This window comes from Marinococcus tarijensis (assembly GCF_054971385.1).
In genome coordinates, this window is the sequence record NZ_JBQOJA010000005.1 from 129,357 (window position 1) to 143,110 (window position 13,754).

The following is a 13,754-nucleotide window of genomic DNA, read 5'->3' on the forward strand; positions in this document are numbered from 1 at the left end:
GTCCGCCGGGGGCTTTGCTTATATTTGAGGGGAAAGCGTAAATACGCCAAACCATTCATTTTCGTCCGTCCACCAGTCATTGGTTTCCCAGGAGGATTGGTGGGCCAGATTCATGAATTCCTCCGGAGTGAACTTCCGGCTGTTTTCTGTATGGATCGTCTCGCCGGCACGCATCGTAAACGTTTCGCCGCCGATCGAGAACAGGGAAGGCTTTTCGGCGCGCAGATGCATCTCGATCCGCCCGAGCCGTTCATTGTAAAAAGCTTCATGCTCAAAATGGCCGGTGTTGATACCAGCATCAAGCTCCCGGTTCAGGCGGTGGAGCAGATTCTTATTAAAGGAAGCGGTAATGCCTGCTTCGTCGTTATAGGCACGGTGCAGCACGACCGGATCCTTCTTCAAATCGACGCCTACCACCAGGCTGTCCTCCGGATTCATGTGAGAAGCGAGCTTCTGTAAAAATTTCGAAGCCTCCTTCGGATCCAGGTTTCCAATCGTGGAGCCGAGAAAAAAGACAGCGGAGGGCTGGTCTTTGCTGCTGTTTAAAAAAGACATCGTTTTTGTATAGTCCGCACATACGCCCGACACCTGCATATCCGGCACGGCTTCCTTTACATGGGCGGCGGTATCGTGCAGGGCACTAATCGAAATATCGACGGGGGTATAGCTCACTGCCTCCGATAGGAAGGGAAGCAGGCAGCGGATTTTATCAAAGCTTCCGCTTCCCAGCTCAATAAGGGAGGAAGCTCCAATACTTTCAGCAATTTCTTCCCCGTAGTCAGATAAAACAGAGGCCTCGGTCCGACTCACGTAATATTCCGGCAGCCGGGTAATTTCATTAAACAGCATGCTTCCCTGCTCATCGTAGAAATGCTTTGGGGGGATACTCTTAGGGTCGGCAGCCAGTCCGGTGCGAACGTCTTCAGCCAGAGAGGAGAGCGAAGGCTTTAAATCCAATACAGTATAGTCAGCCATAGCTATTTCTGCACCCCGTCCTTGGCAAGCCGCAGCCCACTGAACTGCCACCGTTTTTCCGGAGGGAAAAAGTTACGGTAGGTGGAGCGGATGTGCGACTGCGGAGTCGCGCATGATCCGCCGCGCAGCACCATCTGGTTACTCATAAATTTGGCATTGTATTCTCCCATGGCACCCTCCGGCGGACGGTTGCCCGGATACGGGGAATAAGGGCTGCGTGTCCATTCCCATACGTCCCCGTATGCATTGGGAGACGACTGAAGGGGTCTTGGGTGGTAGCTTTCAGACTCAAGAAACGTGCCGTCTGCTCCGGAGGCGCGGAAAGCATATTCCCATTCCTGTTCGGTAGGGAGACGGGCTCCGGCCCAGCGGGCATAGGCATCTGCTTCGTAATAGCTTATATGGGCAATTGGTTCATGAAGGCGCACCTCTTTCAGGCCGTTCATCGTAAAGTAAAACCATATCCCTCCCTGCTTCTGCCAGTAAAGTGGTGCCTTCCAGTCCTGCTCCTGGACAATGCCCCAGCCTTCGGAAAGCCACAGCTCAGGGTCTTCGTAGCCGCCGTCTTCAATAAAACGAATATATTCTTCATTGGTCACAGGCCTTGAGGCGATAGAGAAGGCGTGCAGATAAAATTTATGCTCCGGGCGTTCATTATCGAAGGAAAAATGCAGATTGTCAGTGCCGATAGTCGTCAGCTCGTCTTCATAGGCGTGCCATTCCAGCTCAGGTGTCCCGCCCTGTTCAGCAAAAGAATCATTTTCCAGGTAGGCAGGGTTAAGTGGATTCATCGAAAAGTTGAATTTTGTGTCAGTGACTAACAGCTCCTGGTGCTGCTGCTCGTGCTGCAGGCCGGTTTCCATTAATTCTGCGATCTCTTCGTTCCATGGGCCTTCCTGGAGAAAACGTTCCATGGCCGCCTCCACATGACGCCGGTATTCCATGGTGTCTTCGGTCGTCGGCCGGGAAATCAGTCCACGGTACTGCTTCGGAAACGGCTTTCCCTGCGTTTCGTAATAGGAGTTGTACAAGCCGTTGGAGAATTTTGAAAACTCTTCATAATGGTCAGCGTACGGCTTAAGAATGAACTGCTCAAAAAACCAGGTCGTGTGGGCCAGGTGCCATTTCGCCGGACTGACGTCAGGATGCGCCTGAATCATAAAGTCTTCGGTGTACAACGGTTCGGTCAGCTTCATCGTCTGTTGACGCAGAGACGTAAAACGTTCGGTAAAGTCAGCTTTTGCGGCATTTGCCTTCGCCTGTACGATGGGGAATTCCTCCTCAGAATAAATAGAATGGTGCATAAGTACATGCACATGAAGGTTAAATACCCGCTTCAAAACAGGGCAAAACAATGCGGAAAGACAGAAAAGCGAAAAAAGGAATGCCCGCGAAGGCATTCCCTTAGGCTGGTATTTTTTAGGCTTCTTTCTGAAGCTCTCTTCCGGTGTAGTGATAAACAAGCTCTTCGCTGATTTCCCGCAGCTTTTTTTGATTAGCTGTGGAATAGGAATCACTCGAAGAGCTCGTAATTCCTTTTTTCGTAAAGTATTTGCCAGTTACCTGAGAGCCGCGGGCACCTGAAGCAAGCGATACTTCCAGGTCAGCTCCTTCTTCCGGAGAGTCACCGAACATACTGGTGAATTTGTTCAGCCCCCGGTAAAAGGCATTTTTATTATTCAGGCCGAACCCAGTGGAAATGTTGCCGGGATGGAGCGCGTTCACTTTAATATTTTCATGGCGGAGCCTTTGAGACAGGTCATACGTATACAGCAGCAATGACAGCTTCGCCAGACCGTATTGCTTCAGGCCGTTATACTTCTGCTCGCCCTGCAGGCTTTGAAAGTTCATCCTGGATATGGCATGGGCAGCAGAAGAAACATTTACTACCCGCCCGTCAGAGCTCTTGCGAAGAAGAGGGAGAAGAAGCTCAGTCAGATAAAATACCCCAAGGTAATTCAGGGCAAAGGTGCGTTCAAGATGCTCCTCTGTCCAAACGCGGGAGGAGTAGACAGCCCCGGCATTATTAATCAGAGCGTCAAGCCGGCCATACTCCCTTGCTACATTTTCTGCCAGTATTTCGATCTCGTGAAGAAGAGAAAGGTCATTCTGATAAAAATGAAGCTTCGAATTTCCGGTTTTCTGCTCCAGTTCGCTAATCAGCTCCTTGCCTTTCCATTCTTTTCGTCCCACCAGCAATAAGGTATGCCCTTCAGCCGCCAGTTTTTCTGCAACGATTCTGCCGATGCCGTTAGTAGCACCGGTCAGCAGGATAGTTCTTTGATTTTCTGCTTTGTTTTCCATCAATGAAGGCCTCCCTTAATCATCAAACATAAAGGAGCAGCGCTTCCTGGAAAGAAGCGTCTGCCCCGCCGGTACCGTTATTGTTTTGCGCGTACCCAGTTGATCAAACCGCCGCGAAGCATCATGTCAATTTGGCGCCTCGACATTTCATGGCGCACGGTAATGGTTTCGTTTTTGTTTTTAATGGTGGCTTCAAACGTATTATGGTTTTGGATATTTTCCCGCAGGTTCTCAAGTACAATGGTATCGCCGGCATCGATCTTCATATAATCTTCAGCATCCTCAAACGTGATTGGAAGCACGCCGAAGTTCACCAGATTCTGCCAGTGGATACGGGCGAAGTCCTGGACAAGGGCGACGCGCAGGCCGAGATAGCGTGGTGCAAGGGCTGCGTGCTCACGGCTTGAGCCCTGGCCGTAGTTGGATCCGCCGACAATAGCGTGCCCGGTATCATCTTTAATTTCCATTGCCCGGTTGTAATAGTCTTCATCGGTAATTTCAAATGAAAACTTACTGATTTCCGGAAGATTACTGCGGTACGGAAGCACACGTGCCCCGCCGGCAAGAATCTCGTCGGTGGAGAAGTTGTCGCCAAGCTTCAGCAGAACTGGCACTTCGATACGGTCCGGCAGCTCTTCCATTTCCGGAAGGGTAGCAATGTTCGGGCCTTTTTCGATTTTTACATTTTTCGCTTCTTCGTAAGGCAGCGGCTCCTGCAGCAGCCGGAAATCGACGGTCGGCTCATCCGGTTCACCTACCTTCGGATACTCCATATCAAGGGTCCGCGGATCAGTAATTTCACCGTAGAGCGCAGAAGCAGCAGCTATTTCAGGGCTGCAAAGAAAGACGCGGTCTTCCTTTGTACCGGAGCGTCCGGGGAAGTTCCGCGGAGTCGTCCGCAGACTGTTCTTATGGGTGGCCGGTGCCTGCCCCATACCGATACAGCCGTTACAGCCCGCCTGATGGAGCCGGCCGCCGGCGCTTAAAAGATTGGCAATATGGCCGTTGGAAACGAGATCTGTCAGCATTTGCCTTGAAGATGGGTTAATATCAAAGCTTACATTTTCATGCACATTTTTTCCTTTGACAATCTCAGAAGCAATGGCAAAATCCCGGTAGCCGGGGTTTGCGGATGAACCGATATATGCCTGGAAAATAGGCTCTCCGGCAATCTCCCGGACAGGTACTACGTTGCCGGGACTCGACGGTTTGGCGATCAGCGGCTCGAGAGAGGACAGGTCGATTTCTTCATCGATGTCATACTGGGCGCCGCGGTCAGCCTTCAGCTCCTGCCATTCGTCTTCACGGTCCTGGCTTGCCATGAAACGCTTTACTTCCTCGTCTGATGGAAACACGCTTGCGGTAGCACCGAGCTCGGCGCCCATGTTCGCAATAACGTGACGGTCCATAGCGCTCAGGTCTTCAAGGCCCGGTCCGTAGTATTCAATGACCTTGTTGGCCCCGGCTTTAACGTCATGGCGGCGGAGAAGCTCGAGAATAACGTCCTTGGCGCTTACCCAGTCCGGAAGCTTGCCGGTAAGCTTTACGCCCCATACCTGAGGCATTTTAACGAAAAATGGCTCTCCAGCGATGGCCATAGTTACTTCAATGCCGCCGGCCCCCATGGCCAGCATCCCCATACAGCCGTTGGCACATGTATGAGAGTCTGATCCGAGAAGAGTCCGTCCGGGACGGGCAAGGCGCTGCATGTGTACCGGGTGGCTTACACCGTTACCGGGACGGCTGAAATGCATGCCAAAGCGCTTGGCCGCTGTTTGAAGAAACAGGTGGTCATCCGGGTTTTTATTGTCCTCCTGAATGATATTGTGGTCTACGTATTGGGCGGAAGCTTCTGTCTGCGCCCGTTCCACTCCCATGGCTTCAAGCTCAAGCATTACCATTGTACCCGTTGCGTCCTGGGTGAGGGTCTGGTCGATTTTCATTCCAATTTCCTCGCCGGGAGTCATTTCTCCGGAGACGTGGTGTTCTTCGATTAATTTTTGTGCGACGTTTCGTGCCATAAATGGTGTCCTCCTTCGTAAGAATTCCAATTGTGTTAATTCTTTCTGAATGAAAACATGCTCTCTATTTTTATACCTGTTAAGAAAAACTTGTAAACAAGAAATCTTTCTTTTCGTGTAATTTTTAATGTGTGATATTATTAAGAAGAATGAAACCATTCCGGGCACACCTGCGTATAAACAACTGTATAAAAGAAAAACCGAAGCGTTAAAAAAAAGGAGAGAAAGCCATGGGTAAAAGAATCATGTTGTTTCTGTTAACGAACATGATGGTATTGTTAACCATCGTCATCGTGTTTTCAATACTGAGTTTGTTTGGTGTTAACCTGGGTGCTTACAACTACGGAGCCGGAACGTTGAATCTGGTGCCGCTGTTAATTATCAGTGCCGTTATCGGCTTTGCCGGTGCATTTATTTCACTGGCGATGTCGAGATTTATAGCGAAAAAAGCAATGAACGTCAAAGTGATTGATCCGGAGAATCCGGGAAGCCAGGCTGAAAAAATGGTAGTGGAAAAAGTTCACCGCCTCTGCCGGCGCGCAGGGCTGACCCATATGCCGGAGGTTGGGATCTATCAGTCTGCTGAAGTGAATGCGTTTGCTACGGGGCCGACCAAGAAACGGTCGCTTGTTTCGGTTTCAACCGGGCTGCTTCAATCGATGGACGATGACGCTGTCGAAGGAGTTATTGCCCACGAGGTGGCTCACGTGGCCAATGGCGATATGATCACTATGACCCTGCTTCAGGGGATCGTGAACACATTCGTTGTTTTCCTCGCACGCGTCGTAGCCTTTGCGGTATCGAGATTTGTAAACGAAAATTTACGCCCGATCATTCACTTTTTGGCGATTATCGTGTTTCAAATTCTCTTTTCGATTCTGGGAAGTATTGTGGTGGCGGCCTATTCCCGTTACCGTGAGTACCACGCAGACCGCGGAGGGGCGGATCTTGCCGGAAGAGACAAAATGGCTCACGCTCTTCGTTCACTGCAGAACTATGTAGACCGGGTGGATACGGAGCAGTCCTCCATGCAGACGCTTAAAATCAACAACAAGCCGTCAGCTGCTGCGATGCTGTTTTCATCGCACCCGCCGCTTGAAGACCGGATCCGCCGTTTAGAACAAAGCTGAATATAAGTATGTTTCCCGGATGCGCTTCCTGCATCCGGTTTTTTTATGCCCGGGGGATGCCAGCAGAAATGAATGATTGCCCGGGAAATATAAAATTGACACAAAAACGTAAATGATATCGTTCGAATTTGGCTTTATATCATGATATAAAGAGTAGAGTGATTTATTTATTGAAAGGAGAAGTCCTATGAAATATAAATTTTTTGGTCTTCTCGCGGTTTTATTTTTCATTACTTCACCTTACCAGGCGTTTGCAGCACCTGCGCTGGAATCCTCAAGTCCTGAAGATGGAGATTCTGTTTTAGAAGTGCCCGAACGCCTCGAGCTTACTTTCGATACAGAAATTGACCGTGTGGAAGACATGTACCTGCTTGTAGAAACCGGCGATGAGATTGAAATGTCAGAGCCCGAAATCAGTGAAGACGGCCGTACTGTAGTTTCCAGCATTGAAAGCGTACTGGAAAATGGAAACTACGTACTGAATTACAGTGTAACAGGCGAAGACGGGGAAACAGTGCAGGGGGGCACGAATTTCAGCCTGAGCAGCAATAAGCCCCTCGAGGAAAGGCAGCAGGAATTAGAAGCGCGGACGGGAGAAAGCTCTCTTTCTGAAGCCGAACAACAGGCTGCAGCAGAAGCAGAAGAAGCAGGGCCGAATATTCCTGGCATGGTGTTTATGGGAACGCTCGGAGTGGCTATTGTTTCCGCATTTACGATCATCCTATGGAGAAACAGAGAGCGTAAAAATAACAGCTGACAGCTTCGATACCCTCGAAGCTGTTTTTTTATGGACAGAAAAATTTCAACGGCTTCAGCCGTTCCTGTTTGCCAGAGAGGCACCGTTGTCCGCTATAATGGGTGAAGAGAGGATGGAGATGCAGATGAGAGAGCAGCAGACAGGCATTGCAGCAGGAGTGGCGGCTTACGTACTCTGGGGGTTTCTCCCGCTGTACTGGAAGCTTTTTAACAATGTTCCGGCGATTGATGTACTCGCCCACCGTATAATTTGGTCTTTTTTGTTTATGGCTGTACTTATCGTATTGATCGGGCGCGCTAAAGGGGTATGGAGAGAAATCAGCCACTCTTTTCATTCGGTGAAAACGACAGTGGCCATTACCGGAGCCGCTTTATTGATTACGATTAACTGGTTTACCTTTATCTTTGCGGTGAATGGAGATCATGTGATTCAGGCAAGCCTTGGCTATTATATTAATCCGCTTGTGAATGTGGCACTGGCCACGGTGTTTTTAAAAGAACGACTTGCCCGCATGGAAATAGCCGCTGTCGTGCTCGCATTTATTGGGGTGTTTGTACTCACTATTTCCTATGGCCAGTTTCCGTGGGCTTCAATTATTCTGGCGTTATCATTTGGTTGTTATGGTATTATAAAAAAAACTGTGGCGCTCGGGGCATGGGCAGGCCTAACCCTGGAATCGTTTCTGGCAGCACCATTTGCCCTGATTTTTTTAATGTTTTTTTCGGGCGAAACGGCTTCCACCTATGATTCAGGCACGTGGACGCTGCTCTTCGGGGCCGGTGCCGCCACAGCTGTTCCATTACTGCTGTTTGCCTCAGGAGCACGAAAGATCAGCTACTCCCTGCTTGGATTTCTGCAGTATATTGCGCCGACGATTATGCTGATACTAGGTGTTTTTTTATTTAGGGAGCCTTTTTCCTTCCAGCAGTTTACGGCCTTTTTAATCGTCTGGGCGGGACTTGCCCTGTTTACCTATTCCCGCACACGTATCCATATGCAGCGCAGAAAAACTGAAGCAGCTGTAAATAATTAAAGCAAAGGAGAAAAAGCATGGACGATCGATATTCAAGGCAGCAGCTGTTTTCACCGATCGGGGAAGCGGGCCAGAAAAAGTTAAATCAAAGCTCTGTAACGATTGTTGGTGCAGGGGCGCTCGGGGCTTCGGCAGCGGAGATGCTTGTACGCGCTGGTGTTGGTACGGTGACGATCGCAGACCGTGATTACGTAGAGTACAGCAATCTGCAGCGCCAGCAGCTGTATACGGAGAAGGATGCCGCAGAACAGATGCCTAAGGCTGCAGCGGCAGAAAAACGGCTGCGTGAGATTAACTCCGGGGTTCAAGTGCACGGGGAAGTAGTGGATGTGGATTTTACATGGATCGAAGCGAAGGCTGCAGAGACAGATCTTATCATTGACGGCACGGATAATTTTGATACCCGGCTGTTGATTAATGATGCAGCTAGAAAATACGATAAGCCCTGGATATACGGGGCATGCGTGGGAAGTATCGGTATGGTTCACCCGTTTCTGCCGGGCGAAAGGCCCTGCTTTCGCTGCGTATGGAGAAAGATTCCTTCACAGGGGCAGACGTGCGATACGGTTGGGGTGATCGCTCCGGCTGTGCAGTCAGTGGCGGCAAAGCAGACGGCCGCAGCCTTGAAAATACTGGTCGGTGACGGGGAAAGTCTCCCGGTGACCCTGGATTATTTTGATCTTTGGAACCAACAGCAGTTTTCCGTCGGTCTGCAGAGCAGTAAAGACCCGGAATGTCTGTCGTGCGGGGAAAAAGCGATATACCCGGCATTAACATATGAACATTCAAATAAAACGAGCGTGCTGTGCGGCAGGGATACGGTACAGATCCGGCCGGGGGAAAGCAGACAGCTGAACTTCGAGCGGCTGGAGCGCGATTGGGAAAGCCGGAACTGGAGGGTGCGCAAAAACCCTTATCTGTTGTCGGTACAGACCGAAACGCGGCGCATTGTTTTATTCCAGGACGGCCGGGCCCTCATTCACGGTACGAGCGACGTGCAGGAAGCCAAGCGGTGGTACGCCCAGCTGCTCGGGTAGCCTGAAACAATCCATCGACGGGAGGTGACGGACAATATGAACTGGAAACCCTTCGTGGCAGCAGGAGCGGGTATTTTTCTTCTGCAGGGCTGCAGCGGCGGCCCGCAGGCCGGGCAGCACGAAGAGCAGGCCGAGCTGACGGTTTCAGCAGCGGCCAGCCTTCAGGACGCCCTTGCAGAGGTGCAGAAAAGCTTCGCCAATGAGCATCCGGATATCTCACTGGCCTTTAACTACGGCGGCTCTGGAACACTAAAGCAGCAGATTGAGCGCGGCGGTCCGGCAGATGTTTTTTTGTCAGCCTCCGCTTCGCACTATAACGATCTTGAAGAGGAAAATAAAATGGTGGAGGCAGAAAATCCTGCCTTTGCGGAAAATACGCTGGTGGCAGTAGTGCCTGAAAACAGTGAGGCAAAAGATCTGCGGAGCGTGCTTGATGGGAGCGGCCGGATAGCATTGGCAACGCCCGAAGCGGCTCCCGCCGGAAAATACGCTCAGGAGGCACTCACTTCGATGGAGGAATGGGCGCATGTACAGGAGCGGATGGTTTTTGCCAAAGATGTGCGGCACACGTTAACACTTGTCGAAAGAAGCAATGCAGCGGTCGGCTTTGTGTACGCCTCGGATGCGCGTGGAGCCGACGTTCGGGTTCTTGAAGAAATTGATCCTTCCCTGTACTCGGCCATTCACTATTACGGCGGAGCTGTTGCAGGGAACGGAAACGAAAAAGAAAGCCGGGAGTTTATGACATATCTGCAAAGCAGCGAAGCCCAGGACATTTTGCGCTCGTACGGCTTTTCAGATCCGGAATAAAAGGAGCGTGCGTGCCTGATGTTTTGGTTTCCCATACAGCTGTCTCTGCTGACAGCAAGCATTGCAGCGGTCCTTGTTTTCATTGCCGGCGCGATGCTTGGAAGAGTTTTTGCCGTCAGAAATTTCCGGGGGAAGCTGGCCGCGGAAACGTGCCTGATGCTTCCGCTCGTGCTGCCGCCATCGGTGACCGGCTTTTTGCTTATTATTGTTTTTGGAACAAACAGCTGGATCGGCAGCGTATATGAGCAAGTGTTTCAAAATTCGATTATCTTCACGCCGGTTGCTGCCGTTGTAGCCGCGGCGGTCGTTGCGTTCCCTTTGATGTTTCAGTCGGCAAAAACTGGCTACGGTTCAATTGATTCCAATATTGAAGCCGCTGCAAGAGTGGACGGAGCGGGAGAGTGGCGCGTGTTTATCAACATTGCCATGCCTCTTGCCGGCCGTGCGCTCATGACAGGGTTTGTGCTCAGTTTTACGAGAGCTCTGGGGGAGTTCGGAGCTACGCTGATGTTTGCCGGGAATATTCCAGGCGTTACACAAACGATGCCGACGGCCATTTACGTGGCCATTGAGTCGAATCAAATGAACCTTGCGTATACGTACGTCGGCATCAGTATATTTATTTCCTTTCTGCTGCTCGGTTTAACCTACCTTTTAAACCGGGAACATTAAGTACTAATCACTCGTTTTCCGTTGAAAGTCACCGCTTTTGCCTCCGGTTTTTTCAAGCAGGTATGTCGGGCCGATGACCATCCCTTTATCGAGCGCTTTGCACATATCATACACGGTTAAAGCAGCGGCGGATGCTGCGGTTAATGCTTCCATTTCCACCCCTGTGCTTCCCTTCGTTTTAACAAAGGCTTCAATAAACAGTTCATAGGCTTCTTCTGTTTTCCAGTAAAAGCTGATGTCCACGTTACTTAAAGGGAGCGGGTGGCACATTGGTATGAGGGTGGATGTCTGTTTGGCACCGGTAATTCCTGCGATTTGGGCGACGGCGAGCACATCGCCTTTTTTAATATCTCCCTGCGTAACCGCCAGGTACACTTCTTCGGGCACACGGATGCTTGAACCGGCCAGAGCGCTTCTGCTCGTCACCGGCTTATCGGAAACGTCCACCATTCTGGCCCGGCCCTGTTCGTTAAAGTGCGTAAATTCTGACATGGTAAAAGTCCCTCCTGGATATAGTATTGACCGATTATAGCACGGATACATACATTCAAATATAACAAAGGAGCATCAATATGGTTGAAAAACGTACGCCTGTACCGGTAAAAGAAGCAATTGAGCGCGTAATGGAGAATGTCAAAGAAGGCGGCGTGGAAGAGGTTTCCATCCAGGAATCCTACGGCCGCCGGCTGGCCGAGACGATCACGGCCGCTCATCCGGTCCCGCCGTTTGACCGTTCCCCCTATGACGGGTTTGCGATTCGTTCGGCGGATTCCCGGGGAGCATCCCGGGAGCAGCCGGTGACCTTCCAGGTAGTCGAGGAGATCGGCGCCGGTTTTGTGTCAGAAAAAGAACTCGGGCCTTTTCAGGCAGTACGCATCATGACCGGGGCGAAAATTCCAGAGCAGTGTGATGCCGTTGTGATGCTTGAGCTTGCCCAGGAAGGGCATGACGGCACGTACCCGCTTATGACGATTAAGCGCGAGTTTGAAAAAGACCAAAACATCTCCTTTGAAGGAGAGGATACGGAGGCGGGCACCGAGCTCGTTCCGGCGGGCACATGGATTGATCCCGGCGTCACGGCCCTGCTTGCGACATTTGGCTACGCCACGGTGAAGGTGGCTAAAAAGCCGGTCGTCGGCGTGTTTGCGACAGGCACGGAGCTGCTTGACGTTTCCGATGAGCTCGAGCCGGGCAAAATACGAAACAGCAATGCCTACATGATGATTGCCCAGCTGCAGCGGGCCGGCGCGGAGCCTGTATACTACGGCAAGCTGAAGGACGAACTCGAACCGTGCTACAGGGCAGTGCGCCAGGCGGCGGAGGAAACGGATATGGTCATTACTACCGGCGGGGTGTCGGTCGGGGACTATGATCTGCTACCGGACGTTTATGAACGTCTCGGGGCGGACGTATTCTTTAATAAAGTAGCCATGCGCCCCGGCAGCGTAACGACCGTTGCCAGCTGGGAAGGTACGCTGCTGTTTGGTCTTTCAGGGAATCCTTCCGCCTGCTACATGGGCTTTGAGCTTTTCGTGCGGCCGGTGGTTCAGGCCGTGATGCATTCTTCGCATCCGCACCATACGATGGTAAAGGCGGAGCTCGCAGCGGATTTCTCCAAGCCGAACCCATTTACCCGTTTTGTCCGCGGCAGCTGGCGCGCAGAAGGCGATCGTTTATATGCAGAGCCGGGCGGGTTTAATAAATCGAGTGCAGTGACCTCCCTCGCCGGGGCCAATGCGTGTATCGTTCTCCCCGGGGGAAGCCGCGGGTATCAGCAGGGAGACGTGGTCGACGTGATGCTGCTTGAAGATAACGAGGGCCAGAAGGAGCCGCTCGCATGACCATTCCGGTACTGCAGGTAACGGGATTCAAAGAAAGTGGAAAAACGACCCTGCTTAAACGCTGGACGGCGCTTGGTAAAGCAAACGGCTGGAGGGTGGGTGTATTAAAGCATCACGGCCACCAGAGCGTGCCGCTTCAGCCGGAGGGAGTCGACAGCCTGGAGCTGAAGAAGGCTGGAGCCGTAGTTTCCGGTGTGGAAGGCGCCGGGGTCTTTCAGTTCCTCGCAGATATGGAAGCACCGGATCTTTCTACGCTGCTGAATATTTATCAACAGCTGCCGCTTGATGTTATTCTTATAGAAGGATACAAAAAAGCACCGCACCCAAAAGTGCTTTTGCTTCGAAGCACAGATGATAAAGTATCCCTTGAGGATCTTGATAACATTCAAACAGCATTTGGCCCTGGAGAAAAAGTGAATCATTTTCAGGACACTGACAAAGCAGATGCATGGTTTGAACAATATATGAGGAGTATACTATGAAGAAACGATTTTTCGTGACATCAGAACCGCTGTCTGTGAAAGAGCTTGCTGCTGAGGTGACTCGCCCGGAAGCAGGCGCCGTGGTGCAGTTTATCGGTACGGTCCGGGAGTTTACCAAAGGCCGGCGGACGGTCTATCTGGAATACGAGGCGTACCATTCGATGGCGGAAAAGCAGCTCGAGGCGATCGGCCGGGAAGTGAAGGAACGCTGGCCGGATGCTGAATCAGCTGTGGGTCACCGCACCGGTGAACTGCAGATTTCCGATGCGGCAGTCGTCATCGCTGTTTCGACGCCCCACCGTAAGGACGCCTATGAAGCGAATGAATATATTATTGAGCGCATCAAACAGATTGTGCCAATCTGGAAAAAGGAACACTGGGAAGACGGCGAGCAGTGGGTGGGAGATCAGCTTGAACAAACGCGGTACCCGGACGGATCCCCAGGAGGTGGAAACAAATGATTAATGTGTTATGCTTTGCCCACATGAAAGATATTTTTGGCGGCGAAAGGCTTACCATTAACAGTGGCGATATAGCTACTGTGAAGGATGTACTTGAGCATCTGAAATCCACGTATGATGCTGATATAAGTGACGTTATGACCGCCGTTAATGAAGAGTTTGCTGAAGAAAGCACGCCGGTCAGCCAGGGAGACACCGTAGCCCTGATTCCACCGGTCAGCGGGGGATAAC

At 51.3% G+C, this 13,754-nt stretch carries 15 protein-coding genes; 10 read left to right on the forward strand and 5 right to left on the reverse strand.

The window, feature by feature from the left end:
• Positions 1-18: 18 nt before the first annotated feature.
• From egtD to ACTTK7_RS04515, 4 genes are all read right to left on the reverse strand, one after another.
• Positions 19-975, reverse strand: coding sequence for an L-histidine N(alpha)-methyltransferase (gene egtD, locus ACTTK7_RS04500; RefSeq protein WP_462866164.1), 957 nt, complete (start codon positions 973-975; stop codon positions 19-21).
• Between the two features lie 2 nt (positions 976-977).
• Positions 978-2,279 carry an ergothioneine biosynthesis protein EgtB gene (gene egtB, locus ACTTK7_RS04505; protein ID WP_462866166.1) on the reverse strand — a complete coding sequence of 434 codons (1,302 nt, stop codon included), beginning with the start codon at positions 2,277-2,279 and terminating at the stop codon, positions 978-980.
• A gap of 115 nt (positions 2,280-2,394) precedes the next feature.
• Complete coding sequence (locus ACTTK7_RS04510; RefSeq protein ID WP_462866168.1) at positions 2,395-3,279, reverse strand: SDR family NAD(P)-dependent oxidoreductase; 885 nt, start codon at positions 3,277-3,279, stop codon at positions 2,395-2,397.
• Between the two features lie 77 nt (positions 3,280-3,356).
• Positions 3,357-5,300, reverse strand: a complete 1,944-nt coding sequence (locus ACTTK7_RS04515) for an aconitate hydratase (RefSeq protein WP_462866169.1) — start codon at positions 5,298-5,300, stop codon at positions 3,357-3,359.
• Positions 5,301-5,530: 230 nt separating this feature from the next.
• Here ACTTK7_RS04515 and htpX point away from each other — a divergent pair, with 230 nt between their 5' ends.
• The 6 genes from htpX to modB all read left to right on the forward strand — a co-directional run bounded on the left by htpX (position 5,531) and on the right by modB (position 10,739).
• On the forward strand, positions 5,531-6,430 hold the full coding sequence (gene htpX / locus ACTTK7_RS04520; RefSeq protein ID WP_462866171.1) for a protease HtpX: 900 nt from the start codon (positions 5,531-5,533) through the stop codon (positions 6,428-6,430).
• Positions 6,431-6,617: 187 nt separating this feature from the next.
• Positions 6,618-7,187, forward strand: a complete 570-nt coding sequence (locus ACTTK7_RS04525; RefSeq protein ID WP_462866173.1) for a copper resistance CopC family protein — start codon at positions 6,618-6,620, stop codon at positions 7,185-7,187.
• Positions 7,188-7,311: 124 nt separating this feature from the next.
• Positions 7,312-8,220: an EamA family transporter RarD gene (gene rarD, locus ACTTK7_RS04530; protein WP_462866175.1), complete on the forward strand. Its 909-nt coding sequence runs from the start codon at positions 7,312-7,314 to the stop codon at positions 8,218-8,220.
• Between the two features lie 17 nt (positions 8,221-8,237).
• A complete protein-coding gene (locus tag ACTTK7_RS04535) occupies positions 8,238-9,257 on the forward strand; it encodes a ThiF family adenylyltransferase (RefSeq protein WP_462866177.1) in 1,020 nt (339 codons plus the stop codon).
• Between the two features lie 36 nt (positions 9,258-9,293).
• On the forward strand, positions 9,294-10,067 hold the full coding sequence (gene modA / locus ACTTK7_RS04540; RefSeq protein WP_462866179.1) for a molybdate ABC transporter substrate-binding protein: 774 nt from the start codon (positions 9,294-9,296) through the stop codon (positions 10,065-10,067).
• 18 nt (positions 10,068-10,085) lie between these two features.
• On the forward strand, positions 10,086-10,739 hold the full coding sequence (modB, locus tag ACTTK7_RS04545) for a molybdate ABC transporter permease subunit (protein WP_462866181.1): 654 nt from the start codon (positions 10,086-10,088) through the stop codon (positions 10,737-10,739).
• Between the two features lie 3 nt (positions 10,740-10,742).
• On the opposite strand, the gene moaC is transcribed toward modB, so the two are convergent.
• The gene (gene moaC / locus ACTTK7_RS04550; RefSeq protein ID WP_298787275.1) at positions 10,743-11,231 is read right to left on the reverse strand and encodes a cyclic pyranopterin monophosphate synthase MoaC; all 489 of its coding nucleotides are present in this window, start codon (positions 11,229-11,231) and stop codon (positions 10,743-10,745) included.
• Positions 11,232-11,311: 80 nt separating this feature from the next.
• Here moaC and ACTTK7_RS04555 point away from each other — a divergent pair, with 80 nt between their 5' ends.
• The 4 genes from ACTTK7_RS04555 to ACTTK7_RS04570 are packed head-to-tail and all read left to right on the forward strand — an operon-like array spanning position 11,312 to position 13,753.
• Entirely contained in the window at positions 11,312-12,580 is a 1,269-nt protein-coding gene (locus ACTTK7_RS04555) for a molybdopterin molybdotransferase MoeA (RefSeq protein WP_462866183.1), read from the forward strand.
• Positions 12,577-13,062: a molybdopterin-guanine dinucleotide biosynthesis protein B gene (gene mobB / locus ACTTK7_RS04560; RefSeq protein ID WP_462866185.1), complete on the forward strand. Its 486-nt coding sequence runs from the start codon at positions 12,577-12,579 to the stop codon at positions 13,060-13,062. Before ACTTK7_RS04555 ends, mobB begins: the two co-directional genes overlap by 4 nt.
• Positions 13,059-13,523 carry a molybdenum cofactor biosynthesis protein MoaE gene (locus ACTTK7_RS04565; RefSeq protein ID WP_462866187.1) on the forward strand — a complete coding sequence of 155 codons (465 nt, stop codon included), beginning with the start codon at positions 13,059-13,061 and terminating at the stop codon, positions 13,521-13,523. The genes mobB and ACTTK7_RS04565 overlap by 4 nt, the downstream gene beginning before the upstream one ends.
• On the forward strand, positions 13,520-13,753 hold the full coding sequence (locus ACTTK7_RS04570) for a MoaD/ThiS family protein (protein ID WP_319632436.1): 234 nt from the start codon (positions 13,520-13,522) through the stop codon (positions 13,751-13,753). The genes ACTTK7_RS04565 and ACTTK7_RS04570 overlap by 4 nt, the downstream gene beginning before the upstream one ends.
• Position 13,754: the final 1 nt, after the last annotated feature.

Coding starts and splice junctions, on each gene's coding strand:
- modA (WP_462866179.1), top strand. CDS start 9,294: ATGAACTGGAAACCCTTCGTGGCAGCAGGAGCGGGTATTTTTCTTCTG.
- rarD (WP_462866175.1), top strand. CDS start 7,312: ATGAGAGAGCAGCAGACAGGCATTGCAGCAGGAGTGGCGGCTTACGTA.
- mobB (WP_462866185.1), top strand. CDS start 12,577: ATGACCATTCCGGTACTGCAGGTAACGGGATTCAAAGAAAGTGGAAAA.
- moaC (WP_298787275.1), bottom strand. CDS start 11,231: ATGTCAGAATTTACGCACTTTAACGAACAGGGCCGGGCCAGAATGGTG.
- ACTTK7_RS04515 (WP_462866169.1), bottom strand. CDS start 5,300: ATGGCACGAAACGTCGCACAAAAATTAATCGAAGAACACCACGTCTCC.
- htpX (WP_462866171.1), top strand. CDS start 5,531: ATGGGTAAAAGAATCATGTTGTTTCTGTTAACGAACATGATGGTATTG.
- modB (WP_462866181.1), top strand. CDS start 10,086: ATGTTTTGGTTTCCCATACAGCTGTCTCTGCTGACAGCAAGCATTGCA.
- egtB (WP_462866166.1), bottom strand. CDS start 2,279: ATGCACCATTCTATTTATTCTGAGGAGGAATTCCCCATCGTACAGGCG.
- ACTTK7_RS04535 (WP_462866177.1), top strand. CDS start 8,238: ATGGACGATCGATATTCAAGGCAGCAGCTGTTTTCACCGATCGGGGAA.
- ACTTK7_RS04525 (WP_462866173.1), top strand. CDS start 6,618: ATGAAATATAAATTTTTTGGTCTTCTCGCGGTTTTATTTTTCATTACT.
- ACTTK7_RS04565 (WP_462866187.1), top strand. CDS start 13,059: ATGAAGAAACGATTTTTCGTGACATCAGAACCGCTGTCTGTGAAAGAG.
- egtD (WP_462866164.1), bottom strand. CDS start 975: ATGGCTGACTATACTGTATTGGATTTAAAGCCTTCGCTCTCCTCTCTG.
- ACTTK7_RS04555 (WP_462866183.1), top strand. CDS start 11,312: ATGGTTGAAAAACGTACGCCTGTACCGGTAAAAGAAGCAATTGAGCGC.
- ACTTK7_RS04510 (WP_462866168.1), bottom strand. CDS start 3,279: ATGGAAAACAAAGCAGAAAATCAAAGAACTATCCTGCTGACCGGTGCT.
- ACTTK7_RS04570 (WP_319632436.1), top strand. CDS start 13,520: ATGATTAATGTGTTATGCTTTGCCCACATGAAAGATATTTTTGGCGGC.